The 19,367-nt window shown below is 51.8% G+C and carries 16 protein-coding genes; 8 read left to right on the forward strand and 8 right to left on the reverse strand.

What is annotated here, in order from left to right; translation table 11 throughout:
* The first annotated feature begins 12 nt into the window (after positions 1-12).
* The 5 genes from AC0IWZ_RS08740 to AC0IWZ_RS08760 all read left to right on the forward strand — a co-directional run bounded on the left by AC0IWZ_RS08740 (position 13) and on the right by AC0IWZ_RS08760 (position 4,511).
* Entirely contained in the window at positions 13-132 is a 120-nt protein-coding gene (locus AC0IWZ_RS08740; protein ID WP_471677577.1) for a GpE family phage tail protein, read from the forward strand.
* Complete coding sequence (locus AC0IWZ_RS08745) at positions 125-2,575, forward strand: phage tail tape measure protein (protein WP_471677576.1); 2,451 nt, start codon at positions 125-127, stop codon at positions 2,573-2,575. The genes AC0IWZ_RS08740 and AC0IWZ_RS08745 overlap by 8 nt, the downstream gene beginning before the upstream one ends.
* Positions 2,576-2,587: 12 nt before the next feature.
* Complete coding sequence (locus AC0IWZ_RS08750; RefSeq protein WP_471677575.1) at positions 2,588-3,049, forward strand: phage tail protein; 462 nt, start codon at positions 2,588-2,590, stop codon at positions 3,047-3,049.
* Positions 3,049-4,215 carry a phage late control D family protein gene (locus AC0IWZ_RS08755; protein ID WP_471677574.1) on the forward strand — a complete coding sequence of 389 codons (1,167 nt, stop codon included), beginning with the start codon at positions 3,049-3,051 and terminating at the stop codon, positions 4,213-4,215. Before AC0IWZ_RS08750 ends, AC0IWZ_RS08755 begins: the two co-directional genes overlap by 1 nt.
* A 77-nt stretch (positions 4,216-4,292) precedes the next feature.
* Positions 4,293-4,511 (forward strand): DNA-binding transcriptional regulator, encoded by a 219-nt coding sequence (locus tag AC0IWZ_RS08760; protein ID WP_471677573.1) that lies wholly within the window; start codon positions 4,293-4,295, stop codon positions 4,509-4,511.
* A 148-nt stretch (positions 4,512-4,659) separates the two neighbouring features.
* Here the strand turns inward: AC0IWZ_RS08760 and AC0IWZ_RS08765 are convergent, their stop codons facing one another.
* Both AC0IWZ_RS08765 and manA read right to left on the reverse strand, forming a co-directional pair.
* Positions 4,660-6,210 (reverse strand): YdgA family protein, encoded by a 1,551-nt coding sequence (locus AC0IWZ_RS08765; protein WP_471679071.1) that lies wholly within the window; start codon positions 6,208-6,210, stop codon positions 4,660-4,662.
* A gap of 161 nt (positions 6,211-6,371) precedes the next feature.
* Complete coding sequence (gene manA / locus AC0IWZ_RS08770) at positions 6,372-7,544, reverse strand: mannose-6-phosphate isomerase (RefSeq protein ID WP_471677572.1); 1,173 nt, start codon at positions 7,542-7,544, stop codon at positions 6,372-6,374.
* A 218-nt stretch (positions 7,545-7,762) separates the two neighbouring features.
* Between manA and fumA the strand changes: the two genes are divergently transcribed.
* Together fumA and fumC are read left to right on the forward strand one after the other, a co-directional pair.
* Entirely contained in the window at positions 7,763-9,409 is a 1,647-nt protein-coding gene (gene fumA / locus AC0IWZ_RS08775; RefSeq protein WP_471677571.1) for a class I fumarate hydratase FumA, read from the forward strand.
* A 76-nt stretch (positions 9,410-9,485) separates the two neighbouring features.
* Positions 9,486-10,883: a class II fumarate hydratase gene (gene fumC / locus AC0IWZ_RS08780; protein WP_471677570.1), complete on the forward strand. Its 1,398-nt coding sequence runs from the start codon at positions 9,486-9,488 to the stop codon at positions 10,881-10,883.
* An 18-nt stretch (positions 10,884-10,901) separates the two neighbouring features.
* On the opposite strand, the gene tus is transcribed toward fumC, so the two are convergent.
* The 6 genes from tus to ydgH all read right to left on the reverse strand — a co-directional run bounded on the left by tus (position 10,902) and on the right by ydgH (position 17,314).
* A complete protein-coding gene (gene tus, locus AC0IWZ_RS08785; RefSeq protein WP_471677569.1) occupies positions 10,902-11,831 on the reverse strand; it encodes a DNA replication terminus site-binding protein in 930 nt (309 codons plus the stop codon).
* 100 nt (positions 11,832-11,931) lie between these two features.
* Positions 11,932-13,248: a two-component system sensor histidine kinase RstB gene (gene rstB / locus AC0IWZ_RS08790; protein WP_471677568.1), complete on the reverse strand. Its 1,317-nt coding sequence runs from the start codon at positions 13,246-13,248 to the stop codon at positions 11,932-11,934.
* Positions 13,248-13,976, reverse strand: coding sequence for a two-component system response regulator RstA (rstA, locus tag AC0IWZ_RS08795; RefSeq protein ID WP_034495050.1), 729 nt, complete (start codon positions 13,974-13,976; stop codon positions 13,248-13,250). The genes rstB and rstA overlap by 1 nt, the downstream gene beginning before the upstream one ends.
* A 75-nt stretch (positions 13,977-14,051) precedes the next feature.
* Complete coding sequence (gene folM, locus AC0IWZ_RS08800; RefSeq protein ID WP_471677567.1) at positions 14,052-14,777, reverse strand: dihydromonapterin reductase; 726 nt, start codon at positions 14,775-14,777, stop codon at positions 14,052-14,054.
* 19 nt (positions 14,778-14,796) lie between these two features.
* The gene (locus AC0IWZ_RS08805; protein WP_034495053.1) at positions 14,797-16,179 is read right to left on the reverse strand and encodes an amino acid permease; all 1,383 of its coding nucleotides are present in this window, start codon (positions 16,177-16,179) and stop codon (positions 14,797-14,799) included.
* A 190-nt stretch (positions 16,180-16,369) separates the two neighbouring features.
* Positions 16,370-17,314: a DUF1471 family protein YdgH gene (gene ydgH / locus AC0IWZ_RS08810; RefSeq protein WP_172894434.1), complete on the reverse strand. Its 945-nt coding sequence runs from the start codon at positions 17,312-17,314 to the stop codon at positions 16,370-16,372.
* Between the two features lie 519 nt (positions 17,315-17,833).
* Between ydgH and pntA the strand changes: the two genes are divergently transcribed.
* Positions 17,834-19,363 (forward strand): Re/Si-specific NAD(P)(+) transhydrogenase subunit alpha, encoded by a 1,530-nt coding sequence (pntA, locus tag AC0IWZ_RS08815; protein WP_471677566.1) that lies wholly within the window; start codon positions 17,834-17,836, stop codon positions 19,361-19,363.
* Positions 19,364-19,367 lie beyond the last annotated feature (4 nt).

Genomic DNA, 19,367 nt, shown 5'->3' on the forward strand with positions numbered 1-19,367 from the left:
GTCGACGACCTGATGGCGGATATCGCGGTGATATTTCACTGGCCGCCGTCAGAACTCTACACCCTGAGCCTGAGCGACCTCATCACCTGGCGCGCGATGGCGCTGAAACGGAGCGGAAATTCTCATGAGTAATAACGTCAGAATCGAAGTGCTGTTAAAGGCGGTTGACCAGGCAACGCGCCCGTTTAAACACATCCAGACAGCAAGCAAGACGCTGTCGGGGGATATCCGCAATACGCAGAAATCCCTTAAAGAGTTAAACGGCCAGGCATCGCGTATCGAGGGGTTTCGTAAAACCAGCGCACAGCTTGCGGTCACCGGTCAGTCACTGAATAAAGCGAAGGCCGAAGCCGAAGCGCTGGCGATGCAGTTTCAGAACACTGAACGCCCGACCCGCGAGCAGGCGAAAGCCCTGGCAGCGGCAAAAGCAGCGGCAGACGGCTTGCAGACTAAATTTAACAGCCTCACCGAATCGGTGAAGCGCCAGCAACGCGAACTCGGCCAGTCTGGAATTAATACCCGCAATCTCACCCGCGACGAGAAAAGCCTGAAAGGTCGCATCAGTGAAACCACGAACCAGCTAAACCGGCAGAAGCTGGCGCTCGAGCAGGTCAGCGCGAAACAGGCCAAACTCAACGCGGTCAAAAACCGTTATCAGGCCGGGAAGGAGCTGGCCGGGACGGCGGGTGCCGTCGGTGCCGCAGGTGTCGGTATGGCAACGGCGGGCGTGGCGGCAGGTGTGGGTATTCTCAAACCCGGCTATGACTTTGCGCAGAAAAATTCTGAGTTACAGGCCGTACTCGGGGTGGAAAAAACCTCACCGGAAATGGAGGCTTTACGCCGCCAGGCGCGCCAGCTCGGGGACAACACTGCCGCCTCTGCCGATGACGCCGCCGGTGCGCAGATTATTATCGCCAAATCAGGCGGAGACAGCGCTGCGATTCAGGCAGCAACGCCGGTCACGCTGAATATGGCGCTCGCCAATCAACGGACGATGGAAGAAAACGCCGCGCTGCTGATGGGGATGCGCTCGGCTTTCCAGCTCTCAAACGACAAGGTCGCACACATCGGGGATGTGCTCTCGACCACCATGAACAAAACCGCCGCTGACTTTAACGGGCTGAGTGATGCGCTCACCTATGTCGCACCGGTGGCGAAAAATGCCGGTATCAGTATCGAAGAAACCGCTGCCATGGCCGGTGCGCTGCATGATGCGAAAATCACCGGCTCGATGGCAGGCACTGGCAGTCGTGCGGTTATCAGCCGCTTGCAGGCTCCGGTCGGTCAGGCAAAAACCGCACTCAGTGAGCTGAAAGTCAGCACCGCAGACCGCCAGGGCAACATGCGCCCGCTGTTTACCATCCTCAAAGAAATGCAGGGCAGCTTTGAGAAAAACAAGCTCGGTACGGCACAGCGTGCGGAGTACATGAAGGTCATCTTTGGTGAGGAAGCCAGCTCCGCAGCCGCCGTGCTGATGACCGATGCCATGACCGGCAAACTCGACAAACTCACCGCCACCTTTAAAGCCTCGGACGGCAAAACCGCCGAGCTGGTGAAGGTGATGCAGGACAATCTCGGCGGCGACTTTAAAGAGTTTCAGTCGGCGTATGAGGCGGTCGGGACTGACCTGTTTGACCAGCAGGAATCTTCCCTGCGCAAACTCACGCAGACCACCACCAAATATGTGCTGAAACTCGACCACTGGATTGTGCAGAACAAAGGGCTGGCGCAGACGCTGCTCAAGGTCGGCGGTGTCGCACTGGCCGTGATTGGTATGGTCGGGGCAATTGGTCTGGTCGCCTGGCCGGTGATTGCGGGCATCAATGCCATTATTGCCGCCGCCGGTCTGCTCTGGACGGCATTTACCGTGGCAGGCAGTGCCATCATCACGGTGCTCGGGGCGCTCACCTTGCCGATTGTGGCCGTGGGTGCGGCAGTCGTCGCCGGTGTGATACTCATCCGCAAATACTGGGAGCCGCTGGGTGCGTTTTTCTCAGGTGTGGTGGAAGGTCTGAAAGCCGCCTTTGCGCCGGTGACTGAGATGTTTGCGCCACTGGCTCCTGTGTTTGAGGCGATTGGGCAGAAAGTTCAGCAAGTCTGGCAGTGGTTTAAAGAGCTGATCGCCCCGGTGAAAGCCAGCAAGGACACGCTCGACAGTTGCAAAGAATCCGGCGTGGCGTTTGGTCAGGCACTGGCCGGTGCTTTCCGGTTAGCCATGACACCGTTTACCGCGCTGCGCGACGGTATCGAGTGGGTGCTCGACAAGCTCGGTATCATCAATCAGGAATCCAGTCAGCTTGATGCGAAAGCCGAGAAGGTTAATGCATACGCTAACGGTTCCGGTGCGGGTTATTCCCCATCCGGTGGCGTACTGACCGGCGGTTTTGGCAGTTATCAACCGGTGACGGCAAACGCGGGTAAAAGCTACACCGACCAGAGTCGCAACGAATATCACATTGCCATCGGTGGTGGTGTGCAGAACGGCGGCGAGCTTGACCGCCAGCTCCGTGACAGCCTGGAAAAATACGAGCGTGAAAAGCGTGCCAGACAACGCGGCAGCATGATGCACGACTAAGGAGACCGAACCATGATGCTTGTTCTTGGCATGTTTGTTTTTCAGTTACAGACGTTGCCTTATCAGAGCCTGCAACGCGATGTGGATTACCGCTGGCCGTCAAACAGTCGCGTCGGCCAGCGACCAGCGATGCAGTTTCTCGGTGTCAACGAGGAGAAAATTGTCTTAAGCGGAAGTCTGTTGCCGGAAATCACCGGCGGCAGATTGTCACTGCTGGCACTCAACCTGATGGCCGATGAGGGGCGCGCCTGGCCGCTGCTCGATGGCAGTGGCACCATTTACGGCATGTTTGTGATTAATTCGGTGAGCGAGAGTTACACCGAGTTTTTTGCTGACGGCTCGGCGCGCAAAATTGATTTTAACATCAACCTCACGCGCGTGGATGAGTCGCTGACGGCGATGTTTGGCGACATCCAGAAACAGGCCGACAGTCTGGTCGGAAACGTGCAGAGCAAACTCGGAGGGTTATTCTGATGCTGACCGGAATGACGTTAGATGCCGGGGCGACAATGGCACCGGCATTTATGCTTACCCTGAATAACCAGGACATCACGCGTAATATCAGCGACCGCCTGATTAGCCTCAGTCTGTCGGATAACCGGGGCTTTGAAGCTGACCAGCTCGATATCGAACTCGATGACAGTGACGGTTTAGTTGAGCTGCCGACGCGCGGTGCGGTGCTGTCGCTGTTTCTCGGCTGGCAGGGTTCGGCGCTACTCGGCAAAGGGCAATTCACGGTCGATGAAATTGAGCACCGGGGCGCACCGGACACGCTGACCATCCGGGCAAGAAGTGCAGATTTTCGCGGCACACTCAACTCTCGCCGTGAAGCGTCCTATCACGACACCACACTCGGTGAAGTGCTGAATACCATCGCAAGCCGCAACAAACTGACCGCCAGTGTTGCGCCACAGTTTGCCGCGATTGATATCCAGCATATCGACCAGACGCAGGAGTCCGACGCGAAATTCCTCACCCGCCTGGCGGAGCGCAACGGGGCCGAGGTATCGGTCAAAGCGGAGAAACTGCTGTTCATCAAAGCTGGTGCAGGTATTACCGCCAGCGGAAAGCCTATTCCGCAGATGACCATTGAGCGCCGTGACGGTGATCGTCATCAGTTTGCGATTGCCGACCGGGGCGCTTACACAGGCGTGACGGTGAAATGGCTGCACACGAAGGAGCCAAAAGAGCAAAAGCAGCAGGTCAAACTCAAGCGCAAGGCAAAGCCGCAGAACCTGCGCGCGCTGCAACATCCGAAGGCAAAGCCGGTAAAAGCAAAGAAAGCACCAAAGGAAAAGGAAGCACGCGAAGGTGAGTACATGGTCGGTGAGGAAGATAATGTCTTTGCCCTGACCACTATTTACGCCAGTAAAGCGCAGGCGATGCGTGCGGCTCAGGCTAAATGGGACAAGTTACAACGCGGCGTGGCGGAGTTCTCCATCAGTCTCGCCATGGGGCGGGCAGATCTCTACCCGGAAACACCGGTCACGGTCTCAGGCTTTAAGCGCGTCATAGACGAGCAGGCATGGACGATCACAAAGGTGATGCACTCGCTCAGTAATAGCGGCTTCACGACGTCCTTAGAGCTTGAGGTACGGCTTTTAGATGTGGAGTATCAGGAGGCGGGGGGAAGTAAATGAATGGTTATAAGTTATTGTTAATAAATGATTTAATGGTTAAAATATCAACATAAAACGAACTTAGTTGAGGTGTTGAAATGTTCCATTGCCCATTGTGTCAGACCGCCGCCCACGCTCGAACCAGCCGCTATCATTCCACGGAAACAAAAGAGCGTTATCACCAGTGCCAGAATGTGAATTGCAGTGCGACATTTGTGACGCTGGAGACCGTGAAGCACTACATCGTTAAGCCTGGTGAGAGAACGCCGGTGCTGCCTCACCCGATGCCCGGAGGTCAGCAAACAATGTGGATGTGATAAACGAAAAAGCCTCGGAAAACCGAGGCTTTATTTTTGATGTGGTCATTATGTGGACGTGACCTGAAATAAATCCTTTTATTTCAATGGGTAATAACTAAAAATAAGCCTCCCGTGGGAGGCTTTAGACTGCGGGCAAAACAAATAATTACTGCTGGGGAACCGCTGGAACAGCCGGAACGACCGGTGTTTCCAGTTCAGGTGCTGGAGCTGCTTCTGGTTCGCCAGGGGCCGCCATACCAAACATGCCTAACAATTCGCCAAGCGGCATTTTCTGGCCGTTCAGTGTGACCTGACCGTTTGAGTATTGCAGGCTGGAAACGACTTTGTTGTCTTCCATGGTGGTCACGCGGAACATTTGTCCCATCGCCGCCAGGCCTTTGATTTGTTGATCGGCAAGTTTTGCGGCTTCAGCAGGCTGGTAACCTTCAAGCTGCGCGACCTGAGTCATCAATTCAGTTGCCATATCCACTGGAATAACCAGTTTGCTGTCGAGTGATTTTACGACGCGATCAAGCTGCTGTTCTGGAGTGGTTGGCTCGCCAGTCGCCTGCGCCGGATCTTTCAGGAACAGGGAAAGATTAAAGCTGCTTTCGCCTTTCGCATTTTTCCAGCTTAACGGCGCAACGGTAATGACCGGGTCACCTTTTAACAGCATCGGCAAGTTTGCAGCAAATAGCTCCACAATACGCTGCTGATAAGCTTCTGGATTCTGCGCAAGATTCGGGTCGGCCAGCAGTTTTTGCGATTCAGCGTTATATTTCTGGCTGAACTCATGCACCGCTGCACCGTCGAGATTGCCGATTTTGATCGTTAACTTGCCGCTACCAATATCTTTATTCTGTACTTTCAGCGAGTTCAGGGTGTAATCAATTTGCCCGGAAAGATGTTTTTTATCTTCCTGAAGCTCAGATTTAGCATTGATATTCAAACCTTCGAACACCGCCATTTCTTTGCCTTCAACAGTCACCGCCAGCTTTTCAATAGAGGCTTTTTGGCTGCCGATGCGTTCGACAAATTCGCTGCGCGAGCTTTCACCGTCGGTTTTGATGCCGTTGAACGTCATCTGCACGTGCTGACCGTATTCATTAACGGTATTCACCAGCCCGCTTTGCGCTTCACCGCTGACGGCAATTTTGTCACCCTGACCATCAACATCGGCCTTGAACTGACCGCCGCTGAACGCCACTTTCTCTTCGCCTTTTTCGTAATTCAATGGCAGTAAATCGATATCGGAAGAGGTGTCGCCGTTGTAGCCAATACGCGTTTGTGCATCAATAAAGGACTGACCTTTAGCGATATCAAACAAAGGCTTAGTGGTTGGGTTATTCACAAGCGTGGTGTGAACTGATGCCATAGAGGGGATCAGATTGAATTTTTTCAGTTGAGCGAACGGGAATGGACCGTGATCGATTGTTTCGTTGAAGACGATACTTTGATCAGGTTTCAGAATGGCGCTTGTCTGCCCGGCGGTCGGTTTCACGACCAACTGCATGGAACTATGGAACAGGCCACGATGATAATCCTGGTAGCTCAGCGTCAAACCAGCTTCCGGCGAGGCTTTGTTCAATTCGGCGTTAGCGTTACTAACCATTTCAGCCATGCGGCCTTCGAGCTGCTTACCGGTGTACCAGGCTGTGCCCGTCCACACCACACCCAGAGCCACAATAACACCTACAGCAACCAGTGATTTTTTCATTCTGTCGTAGTCCATATTAAGTGCACCTGCCGGGAGTCCTCCGGCAGGCGAAAGAAATACCTTTTACGCGGCATCGTGTAGATGCTTGGGTAGAGGCATTTAAGAAACTCATCCTAAAGCTTAGCAATCTTGCTTCAAAAGATCAGTAAGTTGCTTATAACTCAGATTTTGGAATAAACCCGCGCGACACGACCCACACCACTGATTGAAACCGGAGATTCCTGTGCAGAAATAAAGGCCGATTCGCCAGGTTTAAGCACCAGTTGCTGCCCATCTTTGCTCAACACCGCTTCACCTTCAGTACAGAACACAATAGCGGCGCTCGGCTGCGCAAGATTTGTCTGCTGCGTACTCAGGTCGTGTAAAGAGAAAGCAAAGTCATCAACCGGAATAGGGAAGTCGAGTTCGCCCGCATGTTTCTCAGGCTGAGTCAGTAACTCAGCGGCTGGTTTTGGTTCGAATTTAACGTTGGCGACCAGCTCTGGAATGTCGATATATTTTGGCGTTAATCCCGCACGAAGGACGTTATCGGAATTCGCCATGACTTCGAGAGCGACGCCTTTGAGATAGGCATGTGGGGTTTCAGCGAACAGGAACATCGCTTCACCTGGCTGTAATTTCACCACATTGAGCAACAATGGCGAGAACAAACCGCTGTCGTCCGGGTAGAACTCGGAAATGACGCGAATGGTTTCCCACGGTTCGCCTTGCTGATTATTCAGTGCGGCTTTCAACACGCCGAGTGCGAGTGATTTCTCTTCACCTTTCATGTTCAACAGGCTGGCAAAAAGCTGCGACAGGTATTCAGCATTCGGCTCTTGCAAGAAATGAGCAATCGCCGGGTGCGCGCCGGAAACTGGCTGTAACAGAGAGACGATATCGGAGAACTCGCGGAATGCGTTCATAGCGAGGAAGGGCGTTAGCGCAAACACCAGCTCTGGCTTATGGTTTGGATCTTTATAATTGCGCTCGGCGGCATCCAGTGGAATACCCGCGGCATTTTCTTTGGCAAAGCCTAATTCAGATGCCTTTTTGTTAGGATGAACCTGAATGGAAAGCGGTTGATCGGCACACAGCACTTTGAAGAGAAAAGGTAACTCACCAAAACGCTCTGCAACGGCCTTGCCTAAAAGTGTCGGCTTATCAGCGTCAATCACATCACGTAGCGATTGCACCTGGCCGTTGTTAAGAATTTTTGAGCTGCTTTTTGGATGTGCGCCCATCCATAGTTCTGCCATTGGCAGATTTTCAGGATTTTCCACACCATAAAGTTCTGTTAACGCAGTTTTACTTCCCCAGGCATAGTTTTGCACTGAGTTAATGAGTTTTTGCATCAGTAAGCCCTATAGTAATCTAAACAAAGTTACTGCTATTAAACCAATTATCCGCAGTGAAGTAACCAGGGGATTAAAAAGTCGGTTTAGTCTCAGTTTTTGTTAAAAAATTGTGTAGCATGTTAGGCCCGTTATCTTTCAAGCCACAGCGGGGTTGGCTCCGGCTTGAAATATAAAGGGTATAAAAGATAATAATTAACGTAGTAAGTGAGAGAACAATGCCGAATAAAGACTTTCATTATCAAGAACCATTCCCGTTAAAAAAAGACGAAACCGAATACTACCTGCTCAGCAGCGATTATGTTTCCGTATCAGAGTTTGAAGGGCAGGAAGTCCTGAAAGTTGACCCTAAAGCCCTCACGTTACTCACCCAACACGCCTTCCACGATGCCTCGTTTATGCTGCGCCCGGCGCATCAGCAGCAGGTGGCTGATATCCTCAATGATCCCGAAGCCAGCGAAAACGATAAGTATGTCGCGCTCCAGTTCCTGCGTAACTCCGAAATCGCTGCAAAGGGCATTTTGCCAACCTGCCAGGATACCGGCACAGCCATCATCATGGGTAAAAAAGGCCAACGCGTCTGGACCGGGGGTGGTGATGAGGAAGCGTTGTCTCGTGGCGTTTACAACACCTTTATTGAAGATAATCTGCGCTACTCGCAAAACGCGGCGCTGGATATGTACAAAGAGGTGAATACAGGCACTAACTTGCCTGCGCAAATCGACCTCTACAGCGTAGATGGCGCTGAATACAAATTCCTCTGCATCGCCAAAGGTGGCGGTTCAGCGAACAAAACTTATCTCTACCAGGAAACGAAGGCGCTGCTGAGTCCGGGCCGTCTGAAAGAATACCTGGTGGAGAAAATGCGTAGCCTCGGTACGGCTGCTTGCCCGCCGTATCATGTGGCGTTTGTAATTGGTGGAACCTCTGCCGAAGCAACGCTAAAAACCGTGAAACTCGCGTCGACTAAATATTACGACGGCCTGCCAACAGAAGGTAACGAGCATGGCCAGGCGTTCCGTGACGTTCAACTGGAAGAAGAGTTGCTGAAAGAAGCGCAAAACCTCGGTCTGGGTGCGCAGTTTGGCGGTAAATATTTTGCTCACGATATTCGTGTTGTGCGCCTGCCACGCCACGGCGCGTCTTGCCCGGTAGGCATGGGCGTATCGTGCTCTGCGGACCGGAATATCAAAGCCAAGATCAACCGCGACGGTATCTGGATCGAGAAACTTGAGCACAATCCTGGCAAATTTATTCCGCAGGAATTACGCCAGGCGGGTGAGGGTGAGGCGATCAAAGTCGATCTCAACCGCCCGATGAGTGAGATCCTCAAACAGTTGTCGCAATACCCGGTTTCCACTCGACTTTCCCTGAGCGGGACAATTATTGTGGCGCGTGATATTGCCCACGCTAAACTCAAAGAGCGTATCGACAACGGCGAAGGTTTGCCGCAATACATTAAAGATCACCCGGTTTATTACGCAGGCCCGGCTAAAACGCCAGAGGGTTATGCATCGGGTTCTTTAGGGCCGACCACCGCCGGACGTATGGATTCCTACGTGGATTTACTCCAGTCAAACGGCGGAAGCATGGTGATGCTGGCAAAAGGCAACCGAAGCCAGCAAGTGACCGACGCCTGTCATAAACATGGCGGGTTCTATCTTGGCAGTATCGGCGGCCCGGCGGCTGTACTGGCGCAACAAAGTATCAAGAGCCTGGATTGTGTCGAATACGCAGAGTTGGGAATGGAAGCCATCTGGAAAATCGAAGTCGAAGGTTTCCCAGCCTTTATTCTGGTCGATGACAAGGGCAACGACTTCTTCCAGAAAATACACGCCTCCCAATGTACGCGATGCGTGAAGTAAGACACTCAAGCCGCCCATAAGGGCGGTTTTTTTTACCCCAAATTCTTTGGGGATGCTCAAATCTAAGGAGAATGAAATGGTAGCCGTTCGTAGTGAAAAAGACTCAATGGGCCCAATTGACGTCCCGGCAGATAAACTGTGGGGCGCGCAAACTCAGCGCTCCCTTGAGCACTTCCGCATTTCCACGGAGAAAATGCCCACCGCGCTGATTCACGCGCTGGCGCTCACCAAACGCGCAGCGGCGAAGGTGAATATGGATCTGGGTTTGCTGGTTTCCGGTAGCGGCAAGGCGATTATGGATGCGGCAGACGAAGTTCTGGCCGGTAAACATCCGGATGAATTCCCGCTGGCAATCTGGCAGACCGGTTCCGGTACCCAGAGCAATATGAACATGAACGAAGTGCTGGCAAACCGGGCGAGTGAAATCCTCGGCGGGGTGCGCGGCATGGAACGTAAAGTCCACCCGAATGACGACGTGAATAAGAGCCAAAGTTCGAACGACGTCTTTCCAACGGCGATGCACGTTGCGGCGGTGATTGCGGTGCGTGAACAACTGATCCCGCAATTAAACGTGCTGAAAGAGACGTTGCAGGGTAAAGCAGAGGCTTTCAAAGACATCGTAAAAATTGGCCGCACCCACTTGCAAGATGCCACGCCGTTGACCCTCGGGCAGGAGATTTCAGGCTGGGTCGCGATGCTTGAACAGAGCCTCAAACATGTTGAAAACAGTTTGCCGCACGTTGCCGAACTCGCCTTGGGTGGTACGGCGGTGGGGACAGGGCTGAATACGCACCCGGAATACGCTGTACGTGTAGCAAAAGAGCTGGCTGAAATTACTGGCCAGTCGTTTGTGACGGCCCCCAATAAATTTGAAGCGCTGGCGACGTGCGATGCCCTGGTTCACTCTCACGGTGCATTAAAAGGGCTGGCCGCGTCACTGATGAAAATTGCCAACGATGTGCGTTGGCTATCTTCCGGGCCACGCTGCGGGATTGGCGAAATTGCCATTCCTGAGAACGAGCCGGGGAGTTCGATTATGCCAGGTAAGGTCAATCCGACGCAGTGCGAAGCCATGACCATGCTGTGCTGCCAGGTGATGGGCAACGATGTGGCGGTCAATATGGGCGGCGCATCGGGCAATTTTGAGCTTAACGTCTATCGCCCGATGGTGATTCATAACTTCCTGCAATCGGTGCGTTTATTGGCTGACGGAATGGAAAGTTTCAATGAGCATTGTGCGGTGGGTATCGAGCCGAACCGTGACCGCATCACACAATTGCTTAATGAGTCGCTGATGCTGGTGACGGCACTCAATACGCATATTGGTTACGATAGAGCCGCCGAAATTGCCAAGAAAGCCCACAAAGAAGGGCTGACATTGAAAGCCTCGGCACTCAAACTCGGTTATCTCACCGAGGATGAGTTTGATGCGTGGGTACGCCCTGAAGAAATGGTCGGCAGTATGAAGCAGTAAGTTTCACCGCGTCTGCGTTTATGTCTCGCAATACAAATGCAGACGCGGGATCACCAGCTGTAGCGGCTGTGCATCCGGCTTATAACGATGGCGAATATTATCCGCATCGTAATTCAGCAATTCCCCCATCTCTGGTGGCACTTCGCCATTATCCCGGTTACACAACACGATTAAAGGCGATGGACATGCGTGCTGCACCTGCTTTTTGCGCTCCTGATACCAGGCGCGTGCGACGGGCTGTACTTTCACCGGGCGCTTAATCTTCAGGCGCACGTTATCCGAAAGACGGGTGATTGAATTTAGCTCGCGGGTGATTTGCTCTGCCCATTGTTCGCGGGTGTATGGGGGCACCGAACGATTCGCCTTCAGGCTCTTTTCCAGAATGTCGATAACTTCTCGGCGGGTGTAATTCTTGATGATTTGTTTATTCGCCCAGCCAAAATTCAGCGTGTCAGGGTTGTCGAGTAACGTAATCGTGCGATAAGCGTTGAGCGTAATCAGCCCTGGAAGCTGGCGGTGAACCCATTCAAAGCGTTGCACGCTGGGCAATCCCGACTCCACGCTGATAATGTTTTCCAGCTCTTGTTTTAATTGATTAATCCGCCCAACCAGCCTCTGAGTCTCGCTGCGTTCTGTTTCGTCTACCTGATAACAAAGAGCTCCCGGCAGGCGAGTCGCTGCTTTGCTGCTGGTTTTTTCCGACTGTTGCTGAATAAATAAACGAGTGAAATGGGTGAGGGTTGCCTGATGCGCCGCTTTACCGAGCAGTTGCGCCACCTCAATTTTAGTCACCGAATCGTGCTCTTTACCTTTATCAACAGCGGGTAACTGAAAGACGCGGCCAACCAATAAACGATAACTATCAAGCTGTTCCTGCAACTGGTGCAGGTCGTGTTCAAGCTCGCGAAAAGTACCGTTCAATCGATCAATCAAATCATACTTTGCCATTTCACCCTCCATTAGTTACAACATACTAAAGATTTATAACACAGGGAGACGAACCTAACCACCTGCGCCGTTTTTGGTCAGGCAGGTGAGAATGTGTTTTCTAGCGGCGAGGTGTGATGGATGCCAGTGGCAAAGGGGATTCAGTTTTTATCGGCCAGCTAAAGCGGAAGCGAGCGCCCCCCAGCGAACCGCTATCGACGACCACGGAGCCTTCCATCGCTGTCGCAACAGAATGAACAATCGCCAGGCCCAGCCCACAACCACCCGTGGCACGGTCACGACTTGGGTCCAGACGCACAAATGGCTCAAATACCCGTTCCCGTTCCTCAGCTGGAATGCCGGGGCCGTCATCTTCCACCTGCAAAATCGCGGTATCAGCATCCAGCCACAGGCTCACGCGAAGCCGTTTTTTGCTATAGCGCAGGGCGTTATTGATCAGGTTATCGGTGACGCGTTCCATCAGGCGCAGATCAATCAGGCCAAAATTGCCAGAGGCGGGCGTATCAAGCTGAATATCGAGATGCGGATGAATAATTCTGACATCGGCGATGTGTTCATCAAGCCAACGCGGAACATTCACGTGCGCCAGTTGCAGCTCGGTTTGCGGACGATCCAGTCGGGCGTAGGTGAGTAACTCTTCAATTAATGCTTCCAGCTGACCAATGTCACGATTGAGCGCCAGCAGTTCGGCTTCGGTCAGGTTGTCGCTCATCTCAAGGCGGTAACGTAAACGCACCAGAGGTGTACGAAGCTCGTGGGCAATACCGTCAATCAGCAGCTTCTTACTGGCGATTTGCGCGTTGATGCTGTCAGCCATCTGGTTAAACGCAACGCCTAAACGTTCAAAACTTGAAGCACTGTCGAAATGGATGCGTTCATCAAGATGGCCTGTACCTAATCTTTGCGCGGCGGTTTCCAGTTTAAGCATGTCCTTCCAGTGCGGACGCATCCAGATAAACACCGGGAAGGCCAGAGAGAACGCAATAAACGCCATCAGCGCAACATCCAGCAACCGCATTTGATGCAGGAAAAACAGATACGGTATCGGCCCGACTGCCAGAACATAATGGCTGCGGGGAATGCGCTGAATAAAAGTGTATTCATCGTCGAGGGCGACGATTTCCCCGGCACGCAGATGGTGCATGGTCATTTCGTCGAGTTTGAATTTATCAATCGGTTCAATATTAAGCTTAAAGGACAAATTCAGGTCGAGATCTTTAATTGTGCGGTTCCAGTCCCGTGGCGGGATCTCGCGTAATTCGCTGCGCATCAAATACAGCGAGCTTTTCATTAAATCATCGAGTGACTGGCGACCCGCGCGTTCGGCGGTAAATTTATAGACCAGGCCAACCAGCATGGTCATTACCAGGAAGCAGACGAACAGCAGAAGATAAAACTGAATAAACAGCTTTTTCATCAGGCTTCACTTTCCCAGGCGTGGGGTGCGAAAAGATAACCTTTGTTACGCACAGTTTTGATACGGAAGGGTTCGGTGGCGCTGTCGTAGAGTTTTTTTCTCAGGCGCGAAATGGCGACATCGACGCTGCGATCCAGACCATCATATGTCACGCCACGCAGGTTTTTAAGTAACGCGTCGCGGTCCATAATTTGCCCCGCATGAGTGGCTAATTCCCACAACAAGTCAAAATCCGCAGTGGAAAGGGTAATGTTTTCAGCACCGAGCGTGACCTGACGATTCACCGGGTCAATACATAGCGTCCCAAAACGCATGGCTTTGTGGGGTTTGAGTGCGCCAGGATTGCTTTCAACGGTATGTTGCGCTGAAACGCGTTGGCGCAAATGCAGACGTAAGCGCGCCAGCAAAACAGCAGGCGGAGTGGTTTTAAGAATATAATCGTTAGCCCCCATCTCCAGCGATAAAATATGGTTCATATCGCTGTCCAAAGAGGTGAGAAGAACAATCGGGCCATCCCATTGCGGACGCAGATCGCGGCACAACGTCATGCCATCTTTGCCGGGTAACATGACATCGAGCAACACAAGGTCAGGGCGTTGTTGTTGAATCGTCTCTTCGGCGCGGTCGCCACGGCTTTCAACAATCACATCAATGTCATGTTTGCCGAGATAAGCGGCAATCAACGCTCCTACTTCTGGATCGTCTTCTACGTATACGATTTTATTCATAGCCCGGCACTTCAGATCAAAAGGGAAACATACACTGCTAAATGTTTTTACACCATAAATCATGGGTAAACAGATTTAACGCAATGGGCGACCGCCATCTACCGCATGCGTTCGGCCAGTCACATACTCGCTATTCAACAGGTATTCTACCAGCCCAATGATTTCCTGCTCGCCCGGGGCGATTTTCATGAGCGACTTATTCAACGCTGCCTTGCGGTATTCGGCATCGTCATGTTCGTTAAACATGATCATCGCAGGCGCGATGGCATTCACTTTTACCTCGGGTGCCAGCTTACGGGCAAAAGAGCGCGTCATATTATCCAGCGCCGCTTTACTGGCCGCATAAGCAATATGCTTATCACTTCCACGTTCCACGACATAATCGGTGAAATGAATAATGTCCGAACCCGCCTGGCCATGGCCGCGCAATAACGGCTCAAGATATTGATTCAGCAAATAAGGCGCGTTGACGTGAATTTGCAGCATGGCGGCCAGGGTTTCCGCAGGGGAAAAGTCTGGTGATTCCGCAAGCCAGGCGCTGGCATTATGTACAATGGCGCGCAGCCCGTCGCAATGTTGCTTTACCTCAGCGGCAAATTGTTTGATGCCGTCATTGGTAGAAAAGTCACCGAACAAACAAATTGCACCAGCCTGTTCCAGTTCAGCGACCGCCGGATACCGCGTGCGGTAGCTGATAATCACAGGCTGTTGCTGGGCTAAAAAGTGTCGTGCTAACGCGAGGCCAATCCGTTTACCGGCACCGGTAATCAGAATGGGACGAGCTGATGTTTTAATCTCCATCGACGACTCCTTAATGTACTTATTTCACCAACATCCACGTTGCAGGGAACGCTGCCACCAGCATCAGGAAAATGACTGATTTTTCCTTTAAATTCAGTTTGATGTCATGCTTATGCGTGCTGCGTGTATACATAAAGACTAACAAGCCCGGCGCATACAGTACCACCGAAAGAAGTAAATGCATTGGGCCTGACGCATAAAGCAGCCATAAGCCATAAATACATGCACCTAATCCAATCGCTTTATGCAATGGGCGGGTCGAAACTTTCAGCAAAAATGCACCGACCAGGAAATAGGGCACCAGTATCATTTCTGAGGCAATCGTCAGCAGCGTGTTGTAATCCGAACCCGTCAGCCAAATCAGCACCAGGCAAATCTGGATACTAATATTGGTGAGCCAAAGAGAAGCCGAAGGCGCATTGTTTTCATTCTGACGCGCAAAAATTTTCGGGAAGGCTTTATGCGTGGCGGCAAGAAAGGGCACTTCGGCGGCCATAATCGTCCAACTCAGATAGGCTCCACATACTGAGACAATCAGCCCAGCGGCGATAATTATCTCACCCCACGGCCCCATCATTTCGACCATCAAACCGGCCATGGAAGGATTGCGCATTCCGGCAAGTTCAGGGCGGGCAAGCACGCCCAACGAAAGCAATGTCACCAGCAGGTAAACCCCTAACGCGGCAATGACCGCCAGAAGGGTGGCGCGACCGACATCATTTTTATTCCGGGCGCGAGCTGAAACGACCACGGCACCTTCCACACCGATGAAGACCCAAAGGGTAATCAGCATGGTGTTTTTGACCTGCTCCCAAACCGGAACACCCAGCGCGATGCCGCTGAAATCGAGGCTAAAAGTCGAAAGTTTGAAAGCCATGGCGGCCAGAACGACAAACAAACCTAACGGCAGCAGCTTAGCGAGAGTGGCGACCAGGTTAATGCTGGCTGCGGTTTGCACGCCGCGAAGCACCAAAAAGTGCACCATCCATAGCAATACCGATGCACCCACAATCGACTGCCAGGTATTTCCGTCGCCAAACAGGCGCAGTTCAGGCGTATCGGTGAAGAAACTGAGTGCAGAGAAAACAATCACCAGGTACGAAACGTTAGCGATAACGGCACAAAGCCAGTAGCCCCATGCCGAGAAGAAACCGATTAGCTCACCAAAACCTTCGCGTGCATAAGTAAAAATGCCGCCGTCAAGGTCGGGGCGCAGGCGGGTTAACACCAGCATTGCCAGGGCCAACAACAGAATGCCCGCACCGGTAATCGCCCAGCCAATCAACAATGCTGCGGGACTTGCCACGCTCGCCATATTTTGCGGCAGGCTAAATACACCCGCGCCGAGCATGGAACTCAATACCAATGCCGTTAACGCAGCGAGGCCAAGCTTCTTTTCCATAGCAGTCCCGTAAAATTCAAATTAAAAACCCAGAATAATTATTATGCTTTTGTGCATAAAAATGGTGGGTAACACTAAGGCGCGGGATTTTACGGAGTGTAAGAGCTGCTTGCAATGACATGAGCCATAAAATGCTCGGCGGAATAAAAAAAGGGCGGCAAAGCCACCCTTTTTAGGATTATATGAAAACTTATTTGTACAAATCAGCGCTGACAGTCAGGTTGCCGCCACGCTCTTCCCATTGACGGGTGATGTGGTAGAACTTAGCACCTTTCTTAGCGGCACGTTTCGCCACCTGGTAAGACACTTCAGTGCTGCTACCGTAATGGCCAGTGAACTTCACACTATCGAATGGAACCATTTGCGCCGCGGTGATTTTATTCACTTCTTCGATTTTGGTGCCATCAGGAAGCGTTACGGTGTAACGTCCGCCTTTAGTGGTTTGTGTTTCAAAGAAACGACCTACGTCCGAAGTTGGGGTACTGGTTGTTGCAACGCCTGGGATTTCAACTGCGGCTGCCGCAGCGCCTCCGGCTGCCAGCGCGGCTTTACCTGCCTCTGAGTTCGCAGGGATCGCATCAGGGCTTTGCAAAACACGTTTCTTAGCGTCTTTTTTATAGATGAAAGCCGTAATGCGCTGGTTGCCGCCTGAGTTTGCGTCAATCTGGCGCACGATGTAGAACGAATCTGCACCTTTCTCTTTAGCTGCGCGAGTGATTGCTGCGTTAACATCGGGCTGACTGCGATAAAAACCCTGGACTGTCACGGTATCGAACGGCTCAAGAGCATAAGCTTGATCTTTCGGTAGCTCAGTCACGCCGTTGATCACGCGATTGGTGTTTTCTTCAGCCTTAGGTGCATCAGCGTGATAGACATCTGCAACCACACGCCAGTTACCGCTGCTGCCAGTATCGTTGGTGTCCTGAACATAGAAAGAAGCTGCGCCAATTTTATCTGCACGTTTGGACACGGCATTTACCGCTTCGCCAATCGAGTTAAAACGGCCAGTGATGGTAATGCGATCAAATGGTTTAAGAGCAGCAGCTTGATCAGGAGTCAGTTCCGTTGCTGCCTGAGCGGACAGCGTAGTCAGGGAAATCAGTGCTGACGCCAGAAGGGTGTTCTTGAGCTTCATAAAAATAATCCTTCGCCTTGCGCAAAATGAATACAAATACCGCATTCTCTGTGGGTTACTTGCTAGCCGCCGATTATGGCATTGAACACTGCAACTGTCTGCGGCATTTTTAGGGTTGCAACGGTTGGTTGCAGATATTTTTCATAACTAAAATTTATATGTTAATAAAAGAACGCTTTGACCAGTAAAAGCGGTAAAGCTTACAACTTAATTAGTTAATACAATGTTAAATATGCAATTTGCACCGGAGCAGAATCGTGAATTGCGGCTTCGCTTAAGCGGATTATCAGGTCTCACAGATGAAAATCAGTCAGAAATAGCTGTCTGAAGTGCTTAGCGCTAAACTTTTACGATAATGATACAAATACTGAGATCCTGATCTGGATCACAGGCGTTATTTTCAGTAGGTTATAAAAAGTTTTACAGATGTATTTTTTCATTGTTTTGGACTTGGCCACGCCGATTGCCAGGACGATGTCTGACAAACCATCAACAAAAAAACAGATGGAAGGGAATACTATGCGTATTGGGGTACCAAAAGAGCGGTGGGCGGGTGAATCCCGAGTGGCCGCCACGCCAAAAACAGTGGAGCAATTGCTGAAGCTGGGTTTCAGCGTCGCAGTCGAAAGCGGAGCGGGCAAACTGGCTAGCTTCGATGACGAGGCGTTTGTCCACGTTGGGGCAACCATTTCAGATACTGCTGACGTCTGGCAATCTGACATTATTTTGAAAGTGAACGCTCCGCAGGATAGCGAAATCGAACTGCTGCGTGCGGGCTCGACGCTGGTGAGTTTTATCTGGCCAGCCCAGAATCCAGAATTACTCAAAAAACTGGCTGCCAAAAATGTCACCGTGATGGCGATGGACTCCGTGCCGCGTATTTCTCGTGCTCAGTCTCTCGATGCTCTTAGCTCAATGGCAAACATTGCGGGTTATCGCGCAATTGTTGAAGCTGCTCATGAATTTGGTCGTTTCTTTACCGGGCAAATTACCGCTGCGGGTAAAGTACCGCCGGCAAAAGTGATGGTTATCGGTGCTGGTGTTGCAGGGCTTGCGGCAATCGGTGCGGCGAACAGCCTTGGTGCGATTGTGCGTGCGTTCGACACGCGTCCGGAAGTGAAAGAACAAGTGCAAAGTATGGGCGCTGAGTTCCTTGAACTGGACTTTAAAGAAGAAGCAGGCAGCGGTGATGGTTATGCCAAAGTTATGTCCGAAGCCTTCATTAAAGCCGAAATGGAACTGTTCGCAGCACAAGCAAAAGAAGTCGATATCATCGTCACCACGGCGCTGATCCCCGGCAAGCCTGCGCCAAAACTTATCACCCGCGAAATGGTGGATTCCATGCAAGCGGGCAGTGTGATTGTCGATTTGGCCGCGCAAAACGGCGGTAACTGTGAATATACCGTTGCCGACCAGGTGACTGTTACGCCAAACGGCGTGAAAGTCATCGGTTACACCGACTTGCCAGGCCGCCTGCCAACGCAATCTTCCCAGCTTTACGGTACAAACCTGGTTAACTTGCTCAAATTGCTCTGCAAAGAGAAAGACGGCAATACCGTGGTTGATTTTGAAGATGTTGTCGTGCGTGGCGTGACCGTCATTCGTGATGGCGAAGTCACCTGGCCGGCTCCGCCAATCCAGGTGTCTGCTCAACCACAGGCTGCTGCCAAGAAAGTGGCTGCACCGGTAGAAGAGAAAAAGCCTGCCTCTCCATGGCGTAAATACGCGTTTATGGCGCTGGCAATTATTCTTTTTGGCTGGCTTGCAGATGTGGCTCCAAAAGAATTCCTCGGCCACTTCACCGTATTCGCGTTGTCATGCGTGGTGGGTTACTACGTGGTGTGGAACGTTTCTCATGCTCTGCACACGCCGCTGATGTCGGTCACTAACGCCATTTCAGGGATCATTGTGGTTGGCGCGTTATTACAAATTGGCCACGGTGGCTGGGTTAGCTTCCTGAGCTTTATTGCGGTGCTGATTGCCAGTATCAATATTTTTGGTGGTTTCACCGTCACTCAGCGCATGCTGAAAATGTTCCGGAAGAACTAAGGGG

The sequence above is a fragment of the Buttiauxella sp. AC142 genome (assembly GCF_979253435.1).

What these genes read in the sequence shown, in the direction of transcription:
- AC0IWZ_RS08750 (WP_471677575.1), top strand. Translation starts at nt 2,588, where the DNA reads ATGATGCTTGTTCTTGGCATGTTTGTTTTTCAGTTACAGACGTTGCCT.
- AC0IWZ_RS08755 (WP_471677574.1), top strand. Translation starts at nt 3,049, where the DNA reads ATGCTGACCGGAATGACGTTAGATGCCGGGGCGACAATGGCACCGGCA.
- AC0IWZ_RS08805 (WP_034495053.1), bottom strand. Translation starts at nt 16,179, where the DNA reads ATGGAAAAGAAGCTTGGCCTCGCTGCGTTAACGGCATTGGTATTGAGT.
- AC0IWZ_RS08765 (WP_471679071.1), bottom strand. Translation starts at nt 6,210, where the DNA reads ATGAAAAAATCACTGGTTGCTGTAGGTGTTATTGTGGCTCTGGGTGTG.
- ydgH (WP_172894434.1), bottom strand. Translation starts at nt 17,314, where the DNA reads ATGAAGCTCAAGAACACCCTTCTGGCGTCAGCACTGATTTCCCTGACT.
- pntA (WP_471677566.1), top strand. Translation starts at nt 17,834, where the DNA reads ATGCGTATTGGGGTACCAAAAGAGCGGTGGGCGGGTGAATCCCGAGTG.
- fumA (WP_471677571.1), top strand. Translation starts at nt 7,763, where the DNA reads ATGCCGAATAAAGACTTTCATTATCAAGAACCATTCCCGTTAAAAAAA.
- AC0IWZ_RS08740 (WP_471677577.1), top strand. Translation starts at nt 13, where the DNA reads ATGGCGGATATCGCGGTGATATTTCACTGGCCGCCGTCAGAACTCTAC.
- rstA (WP_034495050.1), bottom strand. Translation starts at nt 13,976, where the DNA reads ATGAATAAAATCGTATACGTAGAAGACGATCCAGAAGTAGGAGCGTTG.
- rstB (WP_471677568.1), bottom strand. Translation starts at nt 13,248, where the DNA reads ATGAAAAAGCTGTTTATTCAGTTTTATCTTCTGCTGTTCGTCTGCTTC.
- manA (WP_471677572.1), bottom strand. Translation starts at nt 7,544, where the DNA reads ATGCAAAAACTCATTAACTCAGTGCAAAACTATGCCTGGGGAAGTAAA.
- AC0IWZ_RS08760 (WP_471677573.1), top strand. Translation starts at nt 4,293, where the DNA reads ATGTTCCATTGCCCATTGTGTCAGACCGCCGCCCACGCTCGAACCAGC.
- AC0IWZ_RS08745 (WP_471677576.1), top strand. Translation starts at nt 125, where the DNA reads ATGAGTAATAACGTCAGAATCGAAGTGCTGTTAAAGGCGGTTGACCAG.
- tus (WP_471677569.1), bottom strand. Translation starts at nt 11,831, where the DNA reads ATGGCAAAGTATGATTTGATTGATCGATTGAACGGTACTTTTCGCGAG.
- folM (WP_471677567.1), bottom strand. Translation starts at nt 14,777, where the DNA reads ATGGAGATTAAAACATCAGCTCGTCCCATTCTGATTACCGGTGCCGGT.
- fumC (WP_471677570.1), top strand. Translation starts at nt 9,486, where the DNA reads ATGGTAGCCGTTCGTAGTGAAAAAGACTCAATGGGCCCAATTGACGTC.